The following is a 23046-nucleotide window of genomic DNA, read 5'->3' as shown; positions in this document are numbered from 1 at the left end:
CCAATCAATAAGAAGAATGGGAAAGCACCATGGAAAATCGTATTATACCAAGCTTCGCGGTCGTAGGCGTGGCGGCGGCGATCATCGTTCCGTTGGCCTATGGCGCGCAGGGTCGGGAGACCCGAGCTGAAAGGTCTGCCTCCACGATAAGCCAAAGCGCTGATCGTGGTGATGCGCGCATTGCCGTTCTCAAAGCTGAGCTGCGTCTGTCGCCTGATCAGGCCCAGCATTGGGCCGGCCTTGAATCCGCGCTGCGCGAAATCGCGCAGCGCGCCAAGAGCTGGGAAGCGTCTCACAACCTGCAAACCGGGCGAGCCTCCAGCAATGTTCCCGTAGCACCGGACGCTGCGATCACGGAAGATGCGCAAAGACGCGACGCTGACTCAGGGCATGACGACGCGCGCAAGGCGCGGCTCGATGATATCGATGAGATGCGGCGCGAGGCCGATGCCCACACCGTGCAGGCCGCGAACCTACGCCAGATCGCCGATGCAGCGCAACCGCTCTACGACCCACTCGATGACAACGAGGTCGAAGACGTCGCCTTTGACGTCGCTCTTAGGATCCCACCAGCCCCTGCCCTCATGGTTGACGATGAGAACCTCGCCCTTGCCGCGGCGATATTTGAGGCAGATTAAGCGCAACGCGACAATGGACCAGCGACTCATCGACCGCATCTACGAATGCGCCTTCGCGCCCGGCCTTTGGCCGGGCGTTTTAGATGAACTCGCCCAAATTGCGGATGCGCGGGGAGGGCTTTTATTTGCGGCCAACACCAAGGTCGTGAACTGGACTGCCTCGGCGAACTTGCGCGAGGGAATGGAGAGATTTGCGGCATTATAGCGGAAACGCACCAAGCAATGAAATCAATTACCTAAAGTAGACGTCAGCTTCGCTATATCGTAAAAATAGCCATGGCTGTCACGCTGCGCTTAATCGTGAGACACCATAGCTAAGCCGTTTCAATATTTTACGCGTTGTATTTTATTTGAGACGCAGTACTTAATCATGAGATTTTCGCATCGTCTGTTGCACTTAACTCGAGATTGCAAATCTCCGCACATTCTATGCAGCTTTTGACAACATCAAATTCTGGGAAGACTATTACTTCCTTGAATCATCGTGGTCTTTAGCGTCTCCGGTTTCCAACAATTGCTGCAATTATGAGACGCCAACGGGCGTTTGTCTCGCAATTAAGTGCAACAATTTGCAACTTTCGCAAGAATCTCATGATTAAGCGCAACGCGACACTCCGGATGACGAACTTGTTGAGACTGAGATTGTCGTTGTCGACGGTTTTGGCCATGCCAAACCCTCGACACGGGGCTCTCGTGACAGCTAGCCACAGCAAGAATATTTGATACCATCGACCTGGCTCCTTATCGAGGCTCACTGACGGACTTTGAGGCTGCTCGCGCCGCCACGTCCCATCCTCGATCTCGAAACGATCGAGACGATTATTACTGGCAAGCCAAAGCTTGTGTGTTTGCGGCATGATACCGGATTTTTCCTCCAGCTGGTTAGGCGCGCTTGCGGCCAGGGCTGCCCAGGTTGCTTCGGATCAGGGCCATGAGCACGGGTCCGAGCGAAAAGGCCCCTGCCCTCGCCTTCTCGGTCAGGCTGCGCAGATAACCACCCGCGCTGTTGATGGCATCGGTACGCTGCAGGATCGCCGCGACGAGCACTGCAGCGTCCTCGGGCCCCAGCACGTCCTTGGCGTCCTCCCAGGCGCTGGGACTGATCCCCAAGAATGGGCGAACCACGGCCGCTGTGGCGACGAAGTCCCGCCATGAGGAAATGCCATTTGGCGCATAGGTCGCAATGTCCGGGCAAGCATCGAGGACCATACCCAACGGATAGGATCTCTGTGGCGGTCTCGGCGTTTGCGGATCAGGCTTTTTGGTTTGGCCCTGGCTTACTGGTTGGCCAGGTTCAAGTTCAGTTATGGGGTTTGGGTTTGAATTCTGTATGTGCTGCGCATTTTGAGGAGCATTGCTGCTCATTTTATAAATTTCGATGTGTTCCGTCATAAGGTTACGGACTTCCGCGGCGAGCTCATCCAGGGCAGAAGCAAGAATAGCCGCCTCCCTGAGGGGGATCGAGCGGGGCATACGGGCTGAGAGCGGCGCGTAGGCGGCTTCGAAGGCACCCCAATCTCCGGGGAGCTGCTCGGTCATGGCAATTTCGAGCATTTTGCGGATTTCGCGTTGGTTGATCGAGATGGACAGACGAAGGTGTTTTAGTTCTTCTCGTTCTTGTTCGACAAAGGCCGCTATTCGCTGAAATTCATCGGCGCGCGCGACGAGGAGCGTGAGGTCGAAACCGAACGCTTCCTTGATTTCACCGCCCTCCCCTTTCATCGGGAACCGTTTGCAGTTGCGGCTATCGCGCCGGATGATGAGTCCGGCCAGAACGAGATCGAGCAAGCCGCGAGTGACCGTTGACTCGGATACGTCAGCACGCCTGGAAAGGCTGGCGTTCGAGGGAAAGACGGTGAGATTTTGCCCGACGACGAGATCAGCGCCAGGGTGAAAACTCAAGAGCGCGGCAAGAAGCCCAATTCGGCGTCTTGAGACACCTAATGCAGGGGCGGCGATGCGGAGTGCATTTAGCACCTGCCATTTGTTCACAGATGCGCCTAGTGGGCATGTTTGAGCGATGGCGTGGTTCGCCATCATGGCGAGCGTCATCGATCGGCTCCCTTGCGGGGCCGTTGGTAAAATGGGTTGCATGTTCCTTGCCTTTCTTCAGGCAAAGAAAAAGCGTTCGCCGAAACGGCGTTGTTACTCTTGACAACGATAGCCGGAAGTGGTTCTGTTTACTTGCTACAGTTTCACAGGGCTTCCGGGACGGTTTCGTTTCGGGGGCCTTTTTCTTTTGCCTTTATGTCTCCTAGATTGATGGGGTACGCGGTTCACTCTTCCTCGCGGCGTTTGGACGCCGGGCGGAATTTCGATTTGAGATGACAACTATGGCGGGCTCTCACTTATAAGCCGCTCGACAATCACCTCGTGGAAGCAATGACGGCAGTGTTCGCCCCAGTCGACGAGGGGAACAGTTCGGGACTCCTTTCTCTGGTGTTTGACGGATAGGGGTGGCTCGTTTCCACGCGAACGAGAATGGGGAATTGGCGTCCGGAGGCGCACGGGAAGCCTGCTGGCGTCGCGCGCGAACAGGAAAGTCCTTTTCTAGGAATGTTTTGAAGGCAGGGGCCGATACGGCGGGCGGGTCCCCTCCCCTCCTCTTCCCGCGGACGGGCGCGCGGTTCATGCTGTTCCAGCGGAAGCACTCGCTACGCGCGGCCAAGTACAACCTGATCGTGGTTTGGGCGATGCCCCGGTCTTGGCGGTCGGCCTCTGAGCGGAAGACAGCGAGGCGTTTTCGGGAACAGACGTGGGTTCCCAATGGAAGATCAGGGGCGCGTTGAGAATAGCGCGCGAGATCGAGAGCGCTGACCGTTACGCTGCTGCCATAAATCGCGTGGGTGACGCGCCATTTCTGGACAATCATCTCCGGGGAGTGCGCCGTCACAGCTCTCCGGCGCGCCACCAAGGCGAACACCAGCAACCGCCGCCCAAAGGGCGTCGATGAAAGATCGGTTTCCATGTTTCCAGCCTTGTTCAGGCATAGAAAATCGGTTCGCCGAAACGACGCTGACTCTTGACTATGATTCGCGGAAGTGAGATTCTCAACGTGCGAGTGTATGAGAAGGGCTTCCGGAGCGTCAGTTTCGGGGGCCTTTTTCTTTTGCCGCTGACTCCTTGATTAGGGCTCCTGGTCTTGAACATCACACTCATCCGCGAGCCGCTCTGCGGGATGATGCTTGGCTCTGAACAACAACCTGTAGAGGTGCGTCCAGATTATCTTGGCTACTCGCGCTTTCGCTGCTGAAACGCGCGGTAGAGCTCCGGTAGACGATCAACGAGATAGTCCCCGAAATGAGGAGCCATTTTGTCGTCTACCGTTAGAATCACGCGCTGGCCAACGCGCTCGATATGAGCAACCTGTTTGCCGTCGTCGTTTGCCCAGACTGTTGGTTTAGCAGTGCTTGGCGCCCTACTGGCTAACGCTCCAAACAGTATCTTGAAGCGGTCGTCTGAGGGAGCGTTGATGAAGGCCGGATCTGCGAGAATTCGGTCGATCGTCTTATCTTGTGGCGGATCTCCAATACGCTCGATCAATTCGATCCAGCGTCTTCTGCCGGTTTTGGGTGCCGGTCCGATCGCCTCGGCAACCCGTCGAGGGATTGATCGGCTTATTGAGATGAGCCGGGAGAGTTCCGTCTTATCAACAGACAGGGCGCTCATGATTATGTCTCGACCAAAACCACGATCTTCCAACGTCGTCGCGAATATTGCTCGCTCGAGATAAGATAGGTTTTTGCGTGCGTTATTTTCTTGCCCCTGTGCGACCACCAGTTCCTCGTCCGATAAGTGACGGACGACTGCGCGAACGGGGCGATTTAATTCAACGAGGGCGCGTAAGCGGCGATGACCGAACGCAACTTGATAGCGTCCTAGCGCGTCCGGATGGGGGCGAACGAGGATGGGCACCTGTTGGCCATGCTGTCGGATGGCATTAACCAGCGCGTCGTGATCCTCATCTGAGGCAAGCATACGGTCGGGAACGAAGGACACGTCAATTAGCGTCGTATCAAGTTCAACGACATTATGCCCGGCTGCAATTTGCTCGCCGAGAGCCTTAGCCGCATCCATCTCTGCAGAGATGCGTTCCAAGGACCGCCCCATTGCGCCGACAGCGCCACGCGCGCCAAGGGTCGGCTGTGAGGAAGGATGCGCTGGGCAATTCGTATTGTTTTGCGAAGTTGAGTTGACCGCGGTCAATTCTTCGTCGTCGAGGCCCATTAGAAGGTTTTTACGCCCCACCGTTACCTCCCCCAAGCCTTTCCAATTAAGCCCTCTATCTCGCTATTAACGTTTTCGAGGGCCTCAATTGCGCGGTCGTAGGTCGCGCGCGTGAATTGCTCACGGCTAACTTCGTAAAGGGTTTGCTTTGTGATCCCGGCATCCGAAATTGCGGTGCTCTTCAGCATTTGGTTCGTTAACATTCGTTCGCCGAACAGCGAGCGCATGAACGCAACCATTTGCGTCTGCGGCCCATCCACGGGTTCGTACCGAGTGACAAGGTATCTAAGCCAATCATATTCCATGTTGCCGCCAGCCTTCGCAACCACGGCAAGCAGATCGGAAGTCATGAGAAGAAATTGGCACATAGACATCACGTCCAGCATTTGCGGATGAACTGTAATCAACACAGCCGTGGCCGCACAAAGTGCCGACAATGTCAAAAAACCGAGTTGGGGAGGGCAATCGATAACCACAACATCGTATCGATCCTGAACAGGCGCGAGCACGCGCGCTAAACGCGCGAAAAAAAGCGCGTCCTCGGATCGCTTTCCAGCGAGAGCCCGAGGGCTCTCGTGTTCGAATTCCATGAGTTCTATATTGCCTGGTATAATGTCTAGCCCAGGAAAGTACGTCGACTTGATCACTTCTGTAATGTCACGACGGCCCTCATCATAGCGAATGGCGCCGTAGAGCGTTTCATTCTCACCGACATCGAATTCAGGCTGAAACCCATGGAGAGCGGAAAGGCTAGCCTGCGGGTCGAGGTCAATCGCTAATATTCTATAGCCTTTAAGGGCGAGATATTGAGCCAGATGGGCTGACGTCGTGGTTTTGCCTGAGCCACCCTTAAAATTCACGACAGTTACTATTTGGAGGTGTTCCGCTCCTTGTCTGTGTGGGACATAACGTCGGCCGCTTTTACCTGAGGCCTCCAGGTAAACCCGCAGCCCTTGAATATCCTCGAAGGAATAAGAGCGCCGTCCATTTGCCGATATTTCGGGTTGCGGCCCTCGACTCTCCAAGGAGAGTTGGCGAAGATATCCATCATTAATGCCGATCAGCTTGGCCGCTTCCCCAGACGCAAACCGCCGCAGGCTCTTGTGAGCGGATGGGGGAAACAGTTTTAGGCGATGAGCTCGCAATTTCTCGGAAAGCTCACGCGCATCGTGAGCGATCACATCTTGGATCGCTGATTGGCTATGAGACTTGGCCTGAGAGGAAGCCACGGCGAACCTACGTAGTTACGAGTAATTGGCCTATTCAGGCAAAAAAACCGTGGCTACTACGCCTGATTCCTTTTCATTTGGCAAGAACTAAAGGATTAATGACAATTAACCATCTTGTAGCCAATGTAGCGCGCCGTACACGGGGGATATTGGGCGCGCTAAAGCGTTAAGTTGACCGCGGTCAACCTCTGCGCGCTTTGCGAGATGAGCAATTAGATCAGTCTTGCGGCCTTGCCCAATTGCCGCTCGGCGTCGTTGTAATAACTCGCCGCCTGTTGGACGGAGCGGTGCTGCGACTGCTGCATCGCTTCTGGCAGGGCAACCCCGCGCCGCGCCGCTTCGGTGAGATAGCCGGCGCGCAGCCCATGCGCGGAAAACTCTTTCGGGTCGAGCCCCGCCAGCGCGATCCGCCGCTTCAGGATCAGATTCACCGCCTGCGGCGTGAGCGCCTTCTCCTCGAGGCCGCCCCAGCGGTCGATCGCTCGGAACACCGGCCCCTTGGCGATGTCGGCGCGCAGAAGCCATTCGTTCAGCGCCTCGACCGGGCGCCCGACCAGAAGTGCGCGGCGATCCTCGTCAGCCTCGCCAGTCTTGGTGCGTCCAAGAACGATCGAAATGCAGGGCAGGGTGGGAGACCTCGAGTCGGCCGGATTCGAGGGAACCGGCGGCTCTTCAACGAGCTGCTCGACGCGAAGCTTCGCGACCTCGCTGCGCCGACGCCCGCCGGAGGCGAAGGCGACCAGAAGGAGCGCGGCGTCGCGCGTATCGACGAGGCGATCGGACATGCAGGTCTTCAAGAGCTTCTCAAGCACATCTGCCGTCACCGCCCTCTTACTTTTCCGGGTCCGCGGCCGCGCCGCCGCGCGCACTGAGAGCCGGATCGCCGAGCGCAGCGCCGGCGAAGCGAAAGGACCCTTCGCGCCCTTCCAATGATGCAGGGTCGCCCAGCTCGATAGGCGCCGCCGCACGGTCGCCGGAGCATGCGGGCCCTCGACCCGCAACAGGTCTTCCGCGCGCAGAAACTCGGCGATCTCGGCCGGCATCCCATGGTTCACATTCGTTTCGCGCTGGGCCGGGTCCCAGAGATGATGCGCGACGAATTTCAAGGCGAGCGCTTCGGACGCGGGCCAGGGCAAGGGGTTTCCGGTCGAGGCGAGCGCCCAGGCCTCGAGATAGGCGAGATCGGAGGCGAGCGCCCGCAGGCTGTTCTCGCCCATGCCTTCCTTGGCGAGATGCTTGAGGGTCTCGACGTCGTCATCGGTCAAAAGCTCGGCGAGACGGTCGCGCCGATCCATCGGCAGGATCGCCGCCAAAGCGTCGAGTTCGAGCGCGCGTCGGGTGGCGGGATTACGCGGCGGGGTAGGGGAAGGAGCACTCATATGGAGGCCTCATCGCTGCGTCGCCGGCTCAGTGGACGCTCCAGTTTCGCAACCGCGCCGCGAGTCCGTCGGGGCCTGCCGCCGGAGTTACCGGCGCCGGAAGCGCTCACTGCTAATGCTCGCCGGTTCCATGACGTCGCCGGGGCAGGGGCGCGCCCCCAGAGGCGCGCCCCTGCCCCAAGTCCTGCGGCCTCGAATGACCAATGACCATAGCCAGGCCTTCACCTTAAGCGACGGCGACGCGCGCCGTGTCGATCCGATTCACCGCGAATCATCTTAAGACGTTCGCGAGGCCAGGTGAATCGGTCAATTGCCGGAGCGTATCAGAGGTGAGTTTTTCCTTCGGACTGAATCGACGGACGCGACCGAAATCCGGATGAGTAGGAAAATCGGTTCCCTTGGGGTTCGCCGGATTGGCGGCACCTTCCTCGCCATCAACCAGTCCGTTTTTGGGGTGCGGGGAGGGGAATGACACTTCCGCACGGTCCGCAATCAATGGATCAAGCCTGCCCGAAGTGCCTTGGTGACGGCGTGGACGCGATTGAGCGCTTGTAATTTGTGCCGCGCGGAATCGAGATGCGCCCTGACCGTGACCGCAGAGATGCGCATCAAAATCGCCATATCCTCGACTGATTTTCCTTCGGCGGCGCATTCGAGCGCTTCGATCTCGCGCTGGGTGACGCCGTTGAGATCGACCGGCTCCTCCTTCGCATGAAGCTCATAGGCGCGCTGGTGGGCGTAATAGGCGACGAGGGTGATGTCTCTCATGAGCTCATAGCGGCGCGCGGCCCATTCGCTGTCGCTTTCATTAGACGTGGCGATGAAGAGCGCCCAGAGGCCGTTGGCCGGCCCGCGAACCGGAATGGTCAACCCCTGGTGGCCGACCCCGGCCTCCTTGGCTTCGCCAAAGAGCCGCTTGGCCTTTTTGGTTCGGCGCGGCAGGCGGGCCCAGTCAAGTGGGAGCGCCGACCGGGCGCCGATGTTGACGACCGGGTCGATCGAAACGTAGCGCTGGGTCCTGTAATGGGAGATCCATTCGGGGCTATAGGTCGCCGTGACATATGGATCGATCAAGCTTCGCCCGGGAAACGAGGGACAAACATAAACGCTGTTGGCAAGGCCGTAATGCTGTCGAATGCGTTCGACAAATTCGTCGAGCGTATGATGGCTGAGATCGGCTTCGAGCCGAAGCAGCGTTCGCGCGTTTAATCGGTCCAGCGAGAACATATCCCGATCTTCTTCCAAATGGCGTATCGATTAAAAGCGCAGGAGGAAATCTCGCGGCGCAAAAGTCCCCTGCCCGCTGGAAAGCTTATGGGGCTGGCCCGTGCAGAAGCGAACTGTGCGAACATCAGCCGGCGCAGCGTCGCGCGAAGCGTGAGCGCGGTTTGATCGCCAGGACGGCGAGAGGCCTTCCGGCGCAGGAATGGATCAATGGATCAATCCTGCCCGAAGTGCTTTGGTGACGGCGTGGACCCGATTGAGCGCTTGTAATTTATAACGAGCCGAGTCGACATGCGCCCTGACTGTGGTGGCTGAAATGCGCATCAAAATCGCCGTATCCTCGATTGATTTTCCTTCGGCCGCCCATTCGAGCGCTTCGATCTCGCGTTGGGTGACGGCATTGAGATCGAGGGCCGCCTGGCCTTCGTGCAATTCAAATGCGCGCTGATGGACGTAATTCGCGACATGTATGAGGTCTCTCATGAGCTCGAAGCGGCGCGCGGCCCACTCCGGATCAGCCTCATCGGAGGTGACGGTGAAGAGCGCCCAGAGCCCGTTTTTAGGGCCGCGGACTGGGATGGTCATGCCCTGGCGGCCGACCCCCGCGTCCCTGGCTTCGCCGAACAAGCGTCGCACTTTCTTGCTGCTTCTCGGCAACTGCGCCCAATCAAGCGGGAGGAGGGAGCGCGCCCCGATCATGTTGACGGGATCGATGGAGACGTAGCCTCGCGCCCTGTAATGTCCGGTCCATTCGGCGGAATAAGAGGTCGCGATAAAGGGATCGAGAAGGCTGCGGCCCCGAAACGAGGGACAAAGATAGACGCTATTTGAAAGACCGTAACGCCGGCGAATATCTGCGATAAAGCCGTCGAACGTCTGATCGCTGACGTCCGTCTCGAGCCGAAGCAGCGACCGCGCATCCACGCCATCGAGTTGCGACATTGTTGGCCCCGCTATTAATGCTGTAGACGTTGTATATAGCAGAGGCTCAATCGTGGCGGCGTCATGGCGCGCCGCGCCTAGCTATGTCGCGCCAATTGAATCGAAACAAAGCCGCGCGCGCGTCGAGCGGCGCCAAGGCGATATTTTTCGCGAAATGCTTGTTGAATTGGGATTTCGCCAGCGATTAACGCTCGAAAGCCGCGCAAAATGTCTCGTTAACCATGTGTTAACTATTGTTTCGCGAAGGCGCGCCGCTTGAACTGAGCGCCGCGCTGCGAACGGGTCAGGCGAGCAACTTGCCGGCGCATTGGCGGCGAGCGATCGGCGTCAAATGGCGCGTGAAGGTCGCCTGGGCGGAGGCGCGGAAATCTTGTCGCCCACGACGCCGAGGGCGGGGCGCGAGCTCCTTTCGGCATTCGCGCGAGGGGTCCGCCGGCAGGACGGCGCGGAACGTGGGTCGCGGCCCGGGGGCGCCAAAAAGGGGTTGGGGTCCTTTGAAAAGGGCGAATTCGGCGATCTTTACCGCGCGACGGCCTCAAATTCCACCGCAATCTCCTTGAATCGCGCCGAGACCCGCCGATTTCCGTCCCGAATCCCCCCAAAACGCCCGCCAAACCAATCACTATCGATAAGAGGTAATTATCGATAGTTAGTGGCATGGAAAAGGGGCGTCCGAGTGACGGAAGTGAACTAGCACTTAGCTTCCATTACGCGCACTCTTGCGCGTATATTCAGATTGATAGAGTGAGACCTGGCGCGCCCAAAAGGGGTCGAAACGACGGATCCCGGATTTTGCCGCCGCGGCGATCGCGGCGAAAACGAAGCGAGCGTTACGTCGGAATTTGCCGACGCGCCCCGTCAACATATCCAAAATGCCCCATCGTGGCGAGAGGCACCTGATCGAAAGCTGATGATGCGGGACCAAGAGAAACCTGAGTCGATCGCTTGGGAGAAGATCGGCGGCCCGCTCGCCGCCGCGGAAGATGCGCTCGCCCGGCTCGACGAGCGCTTGCGGACGAGTCCGATCGCCGAGGGATGGATCAGCCGAACCCATTTCCAAGACGCTTGCGCGAGCCTTTGGCTCGCCGGCGAACTCGTGACCCTGGAGGACCTTGTCCTGCATGACGCGCGGATGGACGTCCGTTCGCCGACGCATGAATTGACGCGGGCTCAGGCTGTGCTGCGCGCCCGACGGCGGATCGCCGCCGCCGAGCCCGCTTGGCCGATGAGCCGGGACGGTCTCGCGGCCCTTCGCGGCGACGGGCGCGGGACGGCCGGAACCGAACAACCGGGAGAAGGCGCAGATCAAGGGCGACAGGCCTTGCCGGATTTATCCAGCGATGACGGCGACGATCCGCTCGCGGACGAACTCGCCGCGCTCGATCGCGCGCTCCATCGCAGCAGCCAAATTCTCGCCGGCGGCCCGGCTGTGACGAGCCTCGTGCGGGATCCGCTCGTCTATGATCCGGATTGGGAGGAGGACGAGAAGCTCGAGGCCTGGCGGCTCACTGCGTCGGCGCCCTTGTCCGATCCTCCGCTTCTGACGGCGGCGGTCCTAAGGGACGCCTGGGAGACCGATCCGCCGCTCGAGCGCCAAGTCTGGCTTGGCAATCTTCTCGTCCCAGCCCTGCTACGGGAGCGACGGAAAACGCGGGCGCATCTTCTTTGCCTGAATTCCGCGCTACGTTACATCCCGCGCGAGAAGCGTCGCTCCCCAGATCGGGCGACACGGATCGTCGCTTTCCTGGGGGCGATTGCGGCCGGGGCCGAGGCCGGAATGAAGGATCACGATCGCTGGCTGCTCGTTCGCAGGAGCCTGGAGGGCAAACTCAAGGGTCGCCGGTCTATTTCCCGCATGCCTGCTCTGATCGATTTCGTCCTAGCTCGGCCGATCACCTCGGCCGGAATGATCGCCGCGGAGCTCGGCGTGACGCCACGCGCCGCGCAAGACATGGTCGCCGAGCTCGGTCTCCGTGAGATCACCGGGCGTGGCCGCTATCGGGCCTGGGGAATCTTGTGATGCTGAGCTTTTGTTAGGCTATTCGTAAGCGCGATGTGATAGTCGCCTTTTTTGGATTTGGAGAATCGTATCTGGTGTCCGCCAGCTTTCGAGTGGACGCCAGTTCCGATGCAAAGATCTGAGGGCGCGGTTTCTGGAGCAGGCATATGTCGGGTCGACTCGCGCGGACGACGGTTCTGGAGCGTCGAGGCTCGCCAGCGGATCGTCGCTGAGGCTCTTGCGCCTGACGCCTCTGTGAGGCGCATGTGGCGACGAAATCGCCGGCCGCGACGCAGGCGCTCGAGATCATCGCGCAGCTCTTCGCGATCGAGTCCGAGATCTCTGGAAAGACGCCGTCCGAACGCCTCGAGGCGCGCCAACGACCATCGGCTTCGATCCTGGCCGAACTGAAGGCCTTTCTTGACGCGACGCTGGAGGAGATCAGCGGCAAGAGCGACTTCGCCGCCGCCATCCGCTATGCGACCTCCCGTCGGACGGCGCTGACGCGCTACGCCGATGACGGGCGCCTTGAAATGTCGAAAAACGCCGCTGAGCGCGCCATCCGTCCGCTTGCCCTCGGACGAACGAACTACCTCTTCGTTGACTTGGACGAAGGCCGACGCCGCGCCGCGATCATGTATACGACGATCGAGACCGCACGCCTCAATGACATTGATCCCGAAGCCTGGCTCGCCGACGTTATAGCTCGCATCGCCGATTAACCCATTACAAAGATCGACGACCTGCTCCCATGGAAATGGCCCAAAGTCCCCCGACGCGCCGCCGCCTAATCCGCGGTCCTCAAATCGCGCTTACCTCGAGGCGCGGGAGGCATGGGTGTCGAGAACCCGCATTATCCAGGTCTTTATGCGGGAGGCGCTGCCGGGGGCCTCGGAAGCAATTCGTGCTTTGGCCGGCGACCTGATCACGACGACGCTGAGCCGGGTGGGAAAGCACTTCTCGGAATCTCCTCGAAGCCCTGCGGAGATCGAGGCCTACGCCGACGCCGTGGCCGATATGTTTTGCGGTTACCTTGATGATCTCCAGCAGGAGTGAGCGAGTTTCTCTCGCGCTGCGCCTGCCGCAGCGGGCTTCAGGTTAGCGCGACGATCCGCTCTGTGGATGACTGTCTCGGCGTCGGAACGGCCGATCCAGGCGACGCTCCTTCACTGTCAAGCCGCTGCCCTGAAGAGCAATTTGAGATGGTTGCGTGCCCCAGAACCCAAACCCCCGGACGAAAAGCCCATCAAGTCAATGGCTTGTCGTGATTCGTCGTTCGCGTAGTTTTGACCGAAAGTTTTTGGACCTGACGGTCAGGGTTTAAGAGCGGAACTCGCGCAGCCGAGTCGCGAACCTTTATGGCGGAGAGCCTCGACCAAGAGCGTGAAGGCCGCGGAGTGCTCCCGCCGGCTTGGATAGTAGAGGTGGTAGCCCGGGAAGCTCGGGCACCAGTCCTCCAGCACGCGCACCAAGCGACCGTCTTCAAGATGCGCCTCGACATGGTCTTCCATGACGAAACCCAGCCCAAATCCTGCGACCGCCGCGCGGACGATCATCTGCGTGTTGTTGAAAGCGAGCTGCCCCTCGACGCGAACCCGCACCTCGCGGCCGTCCTTCTCCAACTCCCAGGCATAGAGGCCGGCGGCGCTGAGCATCCGCAGATTGATGCACCGATGCTCGGCCAGGTCATGGGGAGTCTGCGGCGCCGGCCGCTCGTGGAAGTAGGCGGGCGAGCCGACAATGGCCATGCGCAGGTCGGGGCCGATCCGGACCGCGATCATGTCCTTGGCGAGGGCTTCCCCGAGCCGGACGCCGGCGTCGAACCGCTCGGTCACGATGTCGGTGAGCCCTGAGTCGATGCTCAACTCGACGCGGATGTCGGGATATTCGGGGAGCAGCCTCTCCAGCACGGGCCAAAGCACCGTGATGGTCGCGTGCTCGGATGTGGTGATGCGGATCGTGCCGGCCGGCTTGATGCGTAGCTCGCCCAGGGAGGCCAGCTCCGCGCCTATGCTGTCGAGCGCCGGCCGCAGGGTGCGGAGCAGCCGCTCGCCGGCCTCTGTCGGCGCGACGTTCCGGGTGGTCCGGGTGAGGAGACGCACGCCCAGCCGCGCCTCCAAACGCCGGATCGTGTGGCTCAACGACGATTGGGAGGTGCCGAGCTTCGCCGCCGCACGCGTGAAGCTCTGTTCTTCGGCCACCGTCAGGAAGGCGTTGAGATCGACGAGTTCCTCGCGCCGCATTCATGAACTCCGGATATGCCCTCATGCGGTTTATAGCGGACAATCCATAAAATGCTGCGGAACGAGCTTGTCGTGGGAGCCGGGCGTTCCCAATCGGCATAGTGCGGAGAGCGGTCGAGGGCACCCTCGGCGCAGAGGCGCGGAAATCTGCGCCTTTGGGCAAGCGCGCCAGCGGCGCTGCGGCGGAGGGGTGCAATGCCGGAAAACAAGACGTGAACGCACTCGCTCGCAAGCCAGCGTCGAGCGCCAGACGCTCAGTCCGAGATCTTACGCTCGAACATCCACCCGGTTTGGATTGGGCCGATATCCGCGATTCATGAGTGCAATAGTCCCGCTCCGGTCAGTCCGTAGCGCGCGGCGGGCTTGCTGTGCGAAAGGTTCGGCCCAAGGGCAAGGCGGGCCGCGACGAACCGCTCCCAGTCCTTCATGTCGGGAAGCGAGGGAATGGTCACCAGCTCCCCCTGATCGAAGCCGGCCAGGGCGGCGTCCACGAGATCCGCCGGCTCCATGATCTGCTCTGCGGGAAACCGACTGTCGATCGACATGCCGAACCGGCTGAAAAACTCGGTGCGCGTAGCGCCCGGCAGGACCACCTGCAGCTTCACTCCCTTTGGCCCGGCTTCGCGGTGGAGGCCCTGCGAAAGGTTCAGGATGAAGGCCTTCGTCGCGCCGTAGGTGGCGTTGACCTGTTCAGGATGAAGAACCGCGATAGACGAAAGGTTGATGATTCCGCCCCGGCGGCGTCCCGCAAACACCTGGGCGGCGGCGACGGCGAGGCGATGCGCCGTGACGACGTTGAGTTCGACGACGCTTTCCAGAAAATCGATGTCTTCATCAAGCACCGGTTTGGGCGTGCCGATACCGGCGTCGTTGACCAGCAGGGCGATCGAATTGTCCGAACGTAGCCGTTGCTCCACACGCCGGACATCGGTGCGCGATGTCAGGTCGGCGGTGATGATGTCCACCTTGACTCCGGTTTCCGCGACGACTTGGTCCGCCACCGTTTTCAAGTGCTGCTCATTGTGGGCGACTAGGACCAGATCGAATCCACGTTTCGCCAGCCGATCCGCATACGCGGCGCCGATGCCCGATGACGCGCCGGTGATCAGAGCGCTACCTAGCTCAGTCATGTGCAAACCCCGCTGGTGTCCAGCCCTTGAAACTGACAGCGCTCGGCGCGGATGCCTTGATCCTGCGCAATTCGAGCCCTCGCGGGCCTCCGATTGCATCGACGCCGGCGCGCTTGCTTATGGGAAGGTGCGGCGCGCGAAGCGGCGCACAGCCTCCAGACGCTGTTCGCCGTCACCCTGGCTCATGCCTGGGCCGATTCCACCGAGATAGAGTTCGCCGGCGATTTCGACCTCGCAGTAGTCGAACATCTCCTTATGCTCCGTCTTGAGCGCGCGCAGCGCGCCGCCCCGCTTGAGGTCGTCCAAGCTCGACTCCGCGGTCATCACCACGGCGCCCGTCTTGCCGGCCAGACTGGGCCGCTTGTCGGCGCTGCCACCGAGATAGCCCGAGCCCGCGGTGAACACGCCATCGACATAGCCTTTGAGCATCGCCGGGAAGCTGCGCCACCACAGTGGCGAAACGAGCGTGACGACGGCGGCGGGGATTGTCAACTTAAGGGATGATGCCTACGAGGCTCGGATTTATGGGGATGTCGACTCGATATCACGGCGCGTTTTGGCCACACGTTTCCCGCGCCCAAACCTTGAAAGCCTTGGAGCGAGTTCTGCGGTATTGGGCTGCGGGCATGTGATGGCGGCGAGGATGAAAATGTTCGTGGATGAAAGCATGTGCGGATAGAAACCGCTGCGCCTGGCCCGGTGATTTGAACCGCTGCATTTGCCGCTCCCGCCGTCGGGTAGGCAGGTGCGAATTCTCGGCCCGATTGTTTAGATATCGGCTTTGGCGGTGTTCGACATTCGCCAACAGGGCCCGCCTTGCAACGCCATAACTCTTGAGCTTGTCGGTCACGATCACACGCGGCTCATAACGCAAGCCTTTCAACAAGCGCTTGAAAAAGCGCTTGGCGGCCTTACCATCCCGTCGGTTCTGAACCAAAATATCGAGTACGACGCCATCTTGGTCCACGGCGCGCCAGAGATAATGAAGCTCGCCGTTGATGCGGATGAAAACCTCGTCCAAATGCCACTTATCGCCCGGGCGGGGACGGCGGTGGCGAAGGTTTTGGGCAAAGCTTTGGCCGAACTTCAAGCACCAGCGACGGATCGTTTCATAGGAAACGATGGCGCCTCGTTCCGCCAGGATTAGCTCGACGTCACGGAAGCTCAGGCTGAAGGCATGATAGAGCCAGACGGCACGGCTGATGATCTCGGCCGGGAAGCGGTGACGGTAATGCGGATCGGGAGAAGCTTTCATTCGAACATACTGGACTGTTTCCCGCCCGCATGCCAGGCGGGGTTAATGTGACAATGCCGATACGAGAGACGACGTCCGCGAGCCAGTCTTCCGGATCGACGTCGTTCATCTTATCGGCCATCTATTGGTCGAACGAAACGGACGGTTCGAAGTGGACTCCTAGCTTGGCCTGTTGAATTAAACGAAGGCGAACTCCGCCGGTGGGATAGCGGGGCTCCGCGAAGCGGTGTTGCCGGGAAGGAACGCCGGCGGCGAATTGTCCATTGGACAGTGTCGACTACCGAGAAAGCGCTGATATTTGTGCAGGAGCTCGAAGGCACTGACGAACACATCAATCGTAGAATGCCGGGAGCAACTTTAGCGTTTCAGATTGCGCCTTGTCATGATTGATAAACAGTTTCGCCTTGTATGTTGCGATCATCTGCCTAATCTTATCCATGGAGGCGATCGACGCGGCCTTATCCGTGTTCAAAGAAGGCACTGTATTTTTTTCGAAACTCTCTTCCAAATGAACCACGTCACCGGACAGAATGATGAAGCCTGATATCTTCAGATGGATTAGCAACGATTGACTGCCGGGAGTGTGTCCCGGTGTGGAAACCAAGGTAACGCTACCGTCGCCAAATACGTCTGTATCACCCTCGAGCAGTTTAAGATGTCTTGGAGTATCCAAAAGCTTACGCGCCAGAGCCTTCAATTGATTCACGTTGTCGTTCGGGCCATCGGGAGAACTGATCCACGCATACTCCGCTCGCTGCATCAGAACTGTTGCATTTGGGAATAAGCGCACATTGCCAATGTGGTCTCCGTGAGTATGGGATAGCGCAACATAAGTGATGTCGCTTGTCTTAAGTGCGATTGCAGCGAGTTGATCAGTTAGCGTCTTGTCAAGATGGTAGACGATCAATTCAGGCAGGGTTGACCAGCCTTTGGGGTCGTTTAACGCGGAGTCGGGAACACCCGTATCCCAGAGCAACCATTCGCTTCCTCGCTGGATCAGCCAACAAGTCGACGAGAATTCGATGCTTCGTCCAACATTTTCGCCGGGGGTCCAGACCGACTCGTCGTTTGCAAGGGAGTGACCGCAATCCAGCCGATAAAGCTTGTCGGCGAAGCCAGCCCCCGTCGCGTCCGGCAGCCTCGAGTCAGCGGTGGCAATCAGCGTGCCGTCAAGGTGAAGCGAAGCGGCGACTAGAAACGACAAGATCGCCGTTCTTGTATGCCTTAGCATCTCCGATCCTCCAGTCAGAAGCCTGATCGCGCATCGAACTTTGGATTCTATCGCCGAACCGCTCAAATGCAAAGACCACGCGCTACGCTAAGAGCAATCGAGCGTAATCGGCAAATCGTGCACTCGCTTTCCGGTCGCGTGGTAGACCGCGTTGGCGACCGCCGCCGGAACGCCGACGATGCCGATCTCGCCAACACCTTTGCTGCCGGGCGGGTTACCGCATTGATCTCAAAACTGGAATCGTCAGTCAGAGTTTGTCGCGATGACTTGACTACAAGAGCGTGAGTATGCATCAGGAGCGTCGCGGTCTATCATGTTTTGGTTAGCAGAGTCGACTATCTACCCGAACTATCCGTATCAAGCTCTGAAGTCGAACACTTTTAAAAAACTAGCAAAATGCCACGTTCGTCGCTTCAAAATTGCAATTGCAAAAGAGGTCAGTGCAAGGAATGCCGCAATTTCGAGCAAGGGGTCGAGGGGCGACGACGAACCTGACGCTACCTATAGTCCCTTCCCAACATTCGTTTTGCTAGAAAATGCCTGCCTTTCAAGACACGGAATATACCGTTCAGTCGCTCGTTATAAGCTAAGGAAGTAGGACACTTGGCAAATTCCCAAAAGAATACGTGGATGGTTTTGTCGACACGGCATACGGTCAACTCAACTTCACTCTGCCCCAATCGCCGCATATCAATTCGAGAGCGACGGTGATACGGCTGCTTATTCGGTGAACGATCTTGGACCGCTGACGAACGGACTGTCCCGAAGATAAAATCGCAGGGGGCGGTCCGCATCCCGCGAAATGCCGATCCTAATGCTCTGCCCGATTTCGCCTGGCTCGTGGTCGCCGCGTCCGAGCCATAGAGAGCCTTCTTGGCAAAGATCGAGCCCATCAAGCGAACGATCAACCCGCAACGCCTGGGCGAGCCTTCCTGGGCCTCGCGCCAAGTCGCGCAAGCGCTCGACGCCGCGATTTAGCTGCATGATCGGGATGCCTTCGAGCGGCTCGAGCGCCCTGATCAGGACGCCGGCTCCGATCCCTGGCGTCTCGCTCGAGATATTCAGCATGTATGAGCTGCCGTAGGCGAGATAAATATAGGCGCGCCCACGCTCGAGAAACAGAGAACGATTACGCCGGGTCATCCCCCGGTAGGCATGCCCGGCGGCGTCGCCGACGACATACGCCTCGGTCTCAACAATACGACCGCTGGCGACGCCTTCTGGCAACTCCCGCACCAATAGCTTGCCAATGAGATAGCGGGCGAGAGAGACCGTATCAGTCGGCAGCTCCAAGCGAGCGAGCAAGCGGCGGACGGCCATCCTTACGCCGGCCAGGTTTCAGGGCATCCGCTCGACCCATTGCGCGCGCGAAGGCCCCGGCTCGAACGGATCGCCGAAATACTGAGTCTCGCGGGCCACCTCCCCATCAAGGAACTCCATGATGCTCACGGTGTAAGACGGCCGCCCATCATAGGTTAGGACATATTCGGTGACCCAGAGGTCGCCAGCGCCGATAATCCGCCGCACTGTGAAGCGCTTCCGGTTCGGTTGCGCGGCGCGAGATGACTGAATCTTCCGTCGCCCGCGGATGCGCTCGCCCGATTGAGGATATTCGAGCACCGCGTCCTCACGGTAAATCTGGTGCTCCGCCTCGAAGTCGTTCGCATCGGAGGCGGCCCAGTGGCGATCCAAAGCCGTTCGAATTTGTCGGTCTTCCATTTCGATCCTCCCTCGCTGACGCTGCGTCAACTTCAAAGACGGCACTCCCGATGCTATAGCGATCCCTGATGCGCACTTGGCCATCCGGCACCCCATCGACGGTGAAATTCTCTCCGAATTGCCCATGGCTGAAATCCCTTCAACCGAGCGGGGCCTGCCAATGCCGAGGGGAGTCGATTTGGTATACAAAGCCGCCCGACGCTCACCGCCATCCCTCACCAAATCCCCTTGCCTGTCACCATCGATGTTAAGCCGCCGCGCAACACGACGGCCTACCCGGCGCCGCGGCAGGACGACGAAGCCCTTCGTGTCGTGGCTCTGCTTGACGATCTCCACGCTCAGCGCCGGCGCCCTTGCCGCCGCAGCTTCCGCCTGCCGGGCATTGTAACCACCATTGGCCGAGATCGGTTGAAGCTAAGGGAAGCGCCTTCGTTTTTTTGTCGAGGCCAGCCGCGGCTCAACCTACCGATTTGAGGTCACCTAAGATAGTCGGTAGCAGCTCGCTGACCGTCGGATGAATGTGCATCGCGCGCTGCATAACCGTGTACGACGCTTTAGCATACATCAAATCGAGGATCGCGTGGACAGCCTCGTCGCATCCTGTACCGAGCAACGACGCGCCGAGGATCTCTCTGGTGTCGCCATCGACGAGGATGCGCATAAAGGCTGTGGTGCAAATTCAAGCGATCAACGCAGCGAAGGGCCCGGAACATAGTGCGGCTCATGCTGCGAGAACTGCGTTCCAGATTTGGGGTGCGGTTTTTCCATTCGCGCGAAGCTCGCCGAGTTTGAATTGGCTTTTCCGGATCCGATGCATCAGTTCAATGCCGGCGATGGTAATTGATGCGCTCCGAAAGCGCTTCAATCCAAGCATTGGACCCAATCGAAGTTTGATCGATCGATGGTCTTGCTCTATCAGATTGTTGAGATATTTCGACGACCTGATTTTGGTTCGCGTTCCACGCTGATGTTCGTTCAGGAATTCCCGCGCCGCTCGGTGCGAAGCCTGATAGCCGTCGAGCGTGATCTTCTGCGGTAACCGACCTTGGGTCTTGAACGCCCGACGGAAAAACGCTTTGGCGGCAGCGACATCTCGCCTGGCGCGGAGCAGGAAATCGACGGTCTTTCCCGCCTTATCGACGGCGCGATAGAGATAGGTCCAACGACCCTTGATCTTGACGTAGGTCTCATCGACGCGCCAGGATCCGCCGGCTTGGCGAGCGAAGCGGTTCCACCGCTTTTCAAATTCTGGAACATAGCGTTGGATCCAGCGCATGATTGTCGTATGGGCCAGAGATAATCCGCGTTCGGCCATCATTTCCACGAGATCCCGAAAGCTAAGAGCCGATCCAAGAAGAATGGATTCATGAGCAAGGGCTTGGCTTGGTCAAGCGTTTGAGCATGAGGCGGATCATAGCGAGGCGGACGAAGGCCGCGACGGTTGCGGCGTAGCATTCGAAGTCCCGCATCAGGCGGCGGTTTCGGCTGATCCAGGCAAGGCTCCGTTCGACGACCCATCGCTTCGGTAAGACGACGAAGCGGTGGGGATCAGAACGTTTGACGATCTCGATCTTCCAACGTCCGCCGCCGGCTGCGACTTTGGCCATTTTCGGCCCCTGATATCCTGCATCGGCGAAGATCCGCTCGACGAATGGAAAACGCCGCCGCGCCTCACGCAACAGATCGCTTGCGCCGTCGCGGTCCTGAATGTTGGCCGGCAGAACGCTCACGCCGAGGAGCAGACCGAGCGTGTCGACGAGGATGTGGCGCTTGCGCCCCGTGTCCTTCTTGCCCGCGTCATAGCCCTGCGGGTCGAGCGCGGAGCCCCTTTTTGAGCCGCCTTGGCGGTCTGGCTGTCGATGATCGCGGCGGTTGGGCTTGCTTCGCGTCCGGCGGCCTCGCGAACCGCGACATAGAGCGCCTCGTGAATGCGCTCCAACGTGCCGTCCCAGTCCCACAGCATGAAGTAGTGATGCGCCGTGCTCTTCGGCGGGAGGTCCTTCGGCAAGGCTTGCCATTGGCAGCCTGTCGCAAGCACATAAAAGATCGCGTTCAAGACCTCGCGCAGGTTCACGTCGCGGGGCCGTCCGCCCCGCCGAGCCGGCGGGATCAGAGCCGCGATGAGCGTCCATTCGGAATCGTTCATATCGCTCGGATAGCGAAGGCCGCGACGTTCGCCGGCCACACGATGTTCAGGTTTCCACATTGCGCCCCCTGCGAATCAGCCAACGCAAGGGAATCACAAATGATTCATCCGACTCAACAAGTTCTTGGATCGGCTCTAAGCTTGAACCTCAGATACCACCGCACGCAGAGGATGATGATCCCCCGGTCGAAATGGCGGCCTTTGAACAAATCATCTACGCTCAGCATGCCGATCAGCCTTCCTCGGGCCGCTCCCCTATCGGCAAATATGCCTCCCTTGCCCGTTTGCACCAGAGCCGCCGCCTGAACCCCAGAGTTTTTGCCGCTTTCCAGACTAACCGAAGGCTCGAGTTCTTTGCCGAGGAAGTCCAAGGTCGCCCAACGGAATGGGCAATCAAGTCCGTCCCTTGCCGCCGCGATTGCCGCACCTCTATGGCAAAGGACGCAATGCTCCGATCTTGAAGAGTTTGGGCGAGGGTCGATCCAAAGGCGCCACATATCAAAGACCGCCTAGCGGAATGGCAGCACTTTTGGAATTGGGACCGACTTTTTCTTAAGCCCGGCTGAACATCTGCGGCGCGCTTATTTATTCACCCAATGATTTAGGGTCCGGACCCATAAATTGGTTGGCATGAGGCGCGTGGCGTGATTCACGGTTTCCGAAAGGAAAGCCGATGATTCTCGACCAGTTTTGGCTGACGGACGCGCAGTTTTCGAAGATTGCGCCGCATCTACCAATCGATACCCGCGGCAAGGCGCGCGTCGACGACCGCCGGGTCATCAGCGGGATCATTCATGTTTTGAAATCTGGCGGACGCTGGATCGATGCGCCGCCGGATTACGGGCCGAAAAAGACGCTCTACAATCGCTATGTCCGCTGGGCAGCCAAAGGCGTCTGGGTCGATCTGTTCCACGCGCTTGCGCAAGCAGGCGGGCCACCTGTGCAGGTTCTCATCGACTCCTCGGCGGTGAAGGCGCATCGATCGGCCAGCGGCGGCAAAGGGGGGAGAAAAATCAGGCCATCGGCCGCTCTCGCGGCGGACGCACAACAAAAATCCACGCCTTGACCGATGCGGCCTGCCGCCCGCTGTCTTTCATGCTGACCGGCGGCCAGGTCGCCGACTGTACGGCGGGCGCGGAACTGCTCGCCCGGCTGCCCGCCTGCGAAATCCTGCACGGCGATAAGGGTTACGACAGCGACGCCATCCGCCGGCAGGTCGAGGAACGCAGCGCGATGCCGAACATTCCGCCAAAGGCCAATCGCAAATGGAAGAACTGCTTCTCGCCGTTCCTCTATCGCAACCGCAACGCCATCGAGCGCATGTTTTGTCGTCTCAAAGACTTTAGGAGGGTGGCGACCCGCTACGATCGAAACGCCGCGAACTTTCTTGCCGCAGTCTGCATCGCCGCAACCGTCAGCTATTGGTTATGAGTCTGGACCCTAGTTAAGCACGAACTGTCCTCCATCGGGCGCACCTTGAGTAGCGTTTCGGCTGATCGAGTTACGCTGACAACATCAGCAGCGTCGCTCACCGACAAACAAGATATATTTACGAAATAAAAGCCTTCAATACTATTGATGATAATAAGGAAACATACAGTTGTGGGTGCTTCCATTAACGTCAACGTCTTGCCTGTCACGAGCCGTAACTTGTGTGTGTAAGCGAGCTATTTAGTCAAATGCT

19 protein-coding genes and 5 pseudogenes are annotated in these 23046 nt (G+C 59.2%); 6 read left to right on the top strand and 18 right to left on the bottom strand.

The window, feature by feature from the left end:
- The first annotated feature begins 68 nt into the window (after window positions 1-68).
- Together RZS28_RS19580 and RZS28_RS19575 are read left to right on the top strand one after the other, a co-directional pair.
- Window positions 69-638, top strand: coding sequence for a hypothetical protein (locus RZS28_RS19580; protein ID WP_407341191.1), 570 nt, complete (start codon window positions 69-71; stop codon window positions 636-638).
- A gap of 13 nt (window positions 639-651) precedes the next feature.
- Window positions 652-843: a hypothetical protein gene (locus tag RZS28_RS19575; RefSeq protein WP_318655082.1), complete on the top strand. Its 192-nt coding sequence runs from the start codon at window positions 652-654 to the stop codon at window positions 841-843.
- 677 nt (window positions 844-1520) lie between these two features.
- Here the strand turns inward: RZS28_RS19575 and repC are convergent.
- The 6 genes from repC to RZS28_RS19545 form a co-directional block, all read right to left on the bottom strand.
- Window positions 1521-2690 (bottom strand): plasmid replication protein RepC, encoded by a 1170-nt coding sequence (gene repC, locus RZS28_RS19570; RefSeq protein WP_407341190.1) that lies wholly within the window; start codon window positions 2688-2690, stop codon window positions 1521-1523.
- A gap of 1179 nt (window positions 2691-3869) precedes the next feature.
- Window positions 3870-4865 carry a plasmid partitioning protein RepB gene (gene repB, locus RZS28_RS19565; RefSeq protein ID WP_318655080.1) on the bottom strand — a complete coding sequence of 332 codons (996 nt, stop codon included), beginning with the start codon at window positions 4863-4865 and terminating at the stop codon, window positions 3870-3872.
- Window positions 4866-4888: 23 nt separating this feature from the next.
- The gene (gene repA / locus RZS28_RS19560; RefSeq protein ID WP_318655079.1) at window positions 4889-6046 is read right to left on the bottom strand and encodes a plasmid partitioning protein RepA; all 1158 of its coding nucleotides are present in this window, start codon (window positions 6044-6046) and stop codon (window positions 4889-4891) included.
- A 260-nt stretch (window positions 6047-6306) separates the two neighbouring features.
- Window positions 6307-7473 carry a site-specific integrase gene (locus RZS28_RS19555; RefSeq protein ID WP_318655078.1) on the bottom strand — a complete coding sequence of 389 codons (1167 nt, stop codon included), beginning with the start codon at window positions 7471-7473 and terminating at the stop codon, window positions 6307-6309.
- Between the two features lie 492 nt (window positions 7474-7965).
- On the bottom strand, window positions 7966-8700 hold the full coding sequence (locus tag RZS28_RS19550; protein ID WP_318655077.1) for a LuxR family transcriptional regulator: 735 nt from the start codon (window positions 8698-8700) through the stop codon (window positions 7966-7968).
- 204 nt (window positions 8701-8904) lie between these two features.
- A complete protein-coding gene (locus RZS28_RS19545) occupies window positions 8905-9639 on the bottom strand; it encodes a LuxR family transcriptional regulator (protein ID WP_318655076.1) in 735 nt (244 codons plus the stop codon).
- Window positions 9640-10549: 910 nt separating this feature from the next.
- Between RZS28_RS19545 and RZS28_RS19540 the strand changes: the two genes are divergently transcribed.
- The 3 genes and pseudogenes from RZS28_RS19540 to RZS28_RS19530 form a co-directional block, all read left to right on the top strand.
- Complete coding sequence (locus tag RZS28_RS19540; RefSeq protein WP_318655075.1) at window positions 10550-11659, top strand: RHE_PE00001 family protein; 1110 nt, start codon at window positions 10550-10552, stop codon at window positions 11657-11659.
- A gap of 245 nt (window positions 11660-11904) precedes the next feature.
- Entirely contained in the window at window positions 11905-12360 is a 456-nt protein-coding gene (locus RZS28_RS19535; RefSeq protein WP_318655074.1) for a transposase, read from the top strand.
- 118 nt (window positions 12361-12478) lie between these two features.
- Window positions 12479-12694: pseudogene (locus RZS28_RS19530) on the top strand (TetR/AcrR family transcriptional regulator); the annotation flags it as partial.
- A 257-nt stretch (window positions 12695-12951) separates the two neighbouring features.
- On the opposite strand, the gene RZS28_RS19525 reads toward RZS28_RS19530, so the two are convergent.
- From RZS28_RS19525 to RZS28_RS19470, 12 genes and pseudogenes are all read right to left on the bottom strand, one after another.
- Window positions 12952-13881, bottom strand: a complete 930-nt coding sequence (locus tag RZS28_RS19525; protein WP_318655073.1) for a LysR family transcriptional regulator — start codon at window positions 13879-13881, stop codon at window positions 12952-12954.
- Window positions 13882-14195: 314 nt separating this feature from the next.
- The gene (locus RZS28_RS19520) at window positions 14196-15011 is read right to left on the bottom strand and encodes an SDR family oxidoreductase (RefSeq protein ID WP_318655072.1); all 816 of its coding nucleotides are present in this window, start codon (window positions 15009-15011) and stop codon (window positions 14196-14198) included.
- A 117-nt stretch (window positions 15012-15128) separates the two neighbouring features.
- Window positions 15129-15503 carry an NAD(P)H-dependent oxidoreductase gene (locus tag RZS28_RS19515; RefSeq protein WP_318655071.1) on the bottom strand — a complete coding sequence of 125 codons (375 nt, stop codon included), beginning with the start codon at window positions 15501-15503 and terminating at the stop codon, window positions 15129-15131.
- A gap of 52 nt (window positions 15504-15555) precedes the next feature.
- Window positions 15556-16266 carry an IS6 family transposase gene (locus RZS28_RS19510; protein WP_318655070.1) on the bottom strand — a complete coding sequence of 237 codons (711 nt, stop codon included), beginning with the start codon at window positions 16264-16266 and terminating at the stop codon, window positions 15556-15558.
- Window positions 16267-16597: 331 nt separating this feature from the next.
- The gene (locus RZS28_RS19505; protein WP_407341189.1) at window positions 16598-17470 is read right to left on the bottom strand and encodes an N-acyl homoserine lactonase family protein; all 873 of its coding nucleotides are present in this window, start codon (window positions 17468-17470) and stop codon (window positions 16598-16600) included.
- A gap of 747 nt (window positions 17471-18217) precedes the next feature.
- Entirely contained in the window at window positions 18218-18817 is a 600-nt protein-coding gene (locus RZS28_RS19500; RefSeq protein ID WP_318655068.1) for a DNA-3-methyladenine glycosylase, read from the bottom strand.
- 18 nt (window positions 18818-18835) lie between these two features.
- Window positions 18836-19216, bottom strand: a complete 381-nt coding sequence (locus RZS28_RS19495; protein ID WP_318655067.1) for a nuclear transport factor 2 family protein — start codon at window positions 19214-19216, stop codon at window positions 18836-18838.
- Window positions 19217-19244: 28 nt separating this feature from the next.
- Window positions 19245-19546 (bottom strand): annotated as a pseudogene (locus RZS28_RS19490) (MOSC domain-containing protein); the annotation flags it as partial.
- 127 nt (window positions 19547-19673) lie between these two features.
- Window positions 19674-19889 (bottom strand): annotated as a pseudogene (locus RZS28_RS19485) (pyruvate/2-oxoglutarate dehydrogenase complex dihydrolipoamide dehydrogenase); the annotation flags it as partial.
- 48 nt (window positions 19890-19937) lie between these two features.
- A pseudogene (locus RZS28_RS19480) lies at window positions 19938-20558 on the bottom strand (IS6 family transposase); the annotation flags it as partial.
- Between the two features lie 22 nt (window positions 20559-20580).
- Window positions 20581-21422, bottom strand: a protein-coding gene (locus tag RZS28_RS19475) for an IS5 family transposase (RefSeq protein WP_318655066.1) whose coding sequence is annotated in 2 segments (ribosomal slippage) — window positions 20581-21044 and window positions 21044-21422 — 843 coding nt in all. Because the reading frame shifts where the segments join, the coding sequence is not laid out codon by codon here.
- Window positions 21423-21499: 77 nt separating this feature from the next.
- Window positions 21500-21589, bottom strand: a pseudogene (locus RZS28_RS19470) (IS6 family transposase); the annotation flags it as partial.
- Between the two features lie 446 nt (window positions 21590-22035).
- On the opposite strand from RZS28_RS19470, the gene RZS28_RS19465 reads away from it, so the two are divergent.
- A protein-coding gene (locus RZS28_RS19465) for an IS5 family transposase (protein ID WP_407341183.1) occupies window positions 22036-22793 on the top strand; the annotation gives its coding sequence in 2 pieces (ribosomal slippage) (window positions 22036-22368 and window positions 22371-22793; 756 coding nt in all).
- Window positions 22794-23046 lie beyond the last annotated feature (253 nt).

It is taken from the genome of Methylocapsa polymorpha (assembly GCF_045689225.1).
Lineage (GTDB): Bacteria > Pseudomonadota > Alphaproteobacteria > Rhizobiales > Beijerinckiaceae > Methylocapsa > Methylocapsa polymorpha.
This window is presented reverse-complemented; position numbering and strand designations above follow the sequence as displayed.

Bases quoted from the DNA above. Each gene is read 5' to 3' on its own strand.
- RZS28_RS19575 (WP_318655082.1), top strand. From the start codon at position 652: ATGGACCAGCGACTCATCGACCGCATCTACGAATGCGCCTTCGCGCCC.
- repC (WP_407341190.1), bottom strand. From the start codon at position 2,690: ATGACGCTCGCCATGATGGCGAACCACGCCATCGCTCAAACATGCCCA.
- repB (WP_318655080.1), bottom strand. From the start codon at position 4,865: ATGGGCCTCGACGACGAAGAATTGACCGCGGTCAACTCAACTTCGCAA.
- RZS28_RS19555 (WP_318655078.1), bottom strand. From the start codon at position 7,473: ATGAGTGCTCCTTCCCCTACCCCGCCGCGTAATCCCGCCACCCGACGC.
- RZS28_RS19550 (WP_318655077.1), bottom strand. From the start codon at position 8,700: ATGTTCTCGCTGGACCGATTAAACGCGCGAACGCTGCTTCGGCTCGAA.
- RZS28_RS19545 (WP_318655076.1), bottom strand. From the start codon at position 9,639: ATGTCGCAACTCGATGGCGTGGATGCGCGGTCGCTGCTTCGGCTCGAG.
- RZS28_RS19540 (WP_318655075.1), top strand. From the start codon at position 10,550: ATGATGCGGGACCAAGAGAAACCTGAGTCGATCGCTTGGGAGAAGATC.
- RZS28_RS19525 (WP_318655073.1), bottom strand. From the start codon at position 13,881: ATGCGGCGCGAGGAACTCGTCGATCTCAACGCCTTCCTGACGGTGGCC.
- RZS28_RS19520 (WP_318655072.1), bottom strand. From the start codon at position 15,011: ATGACTGAGCTAGGTAGCGCTCTGATCACCGGCGCGTCATCGGGCATC.
- RZS28_RS19510 (WP_318655070.1), bottom strand. From the start codon at position 16,266: ATGAAAGCTTCTCCCGATCCGCATTACCGTCACCGCTTCCCGGCCGAG.
- RZS28_RS19500 (WP_318655068.1), bottom strand. From the start codon at position 18,817: ATGGCCGTCCGCCGCTTGCTCGCTCGCTTGGAGCTGCCGACTGATACG.
- RZS28_RS19495 (WP_318655067.1), bottom strand. From the start codon at position 19,216: ATGGAAGACCGACAAATTCGAACGGCTTTGGATCGCCACTGGGCCGCC.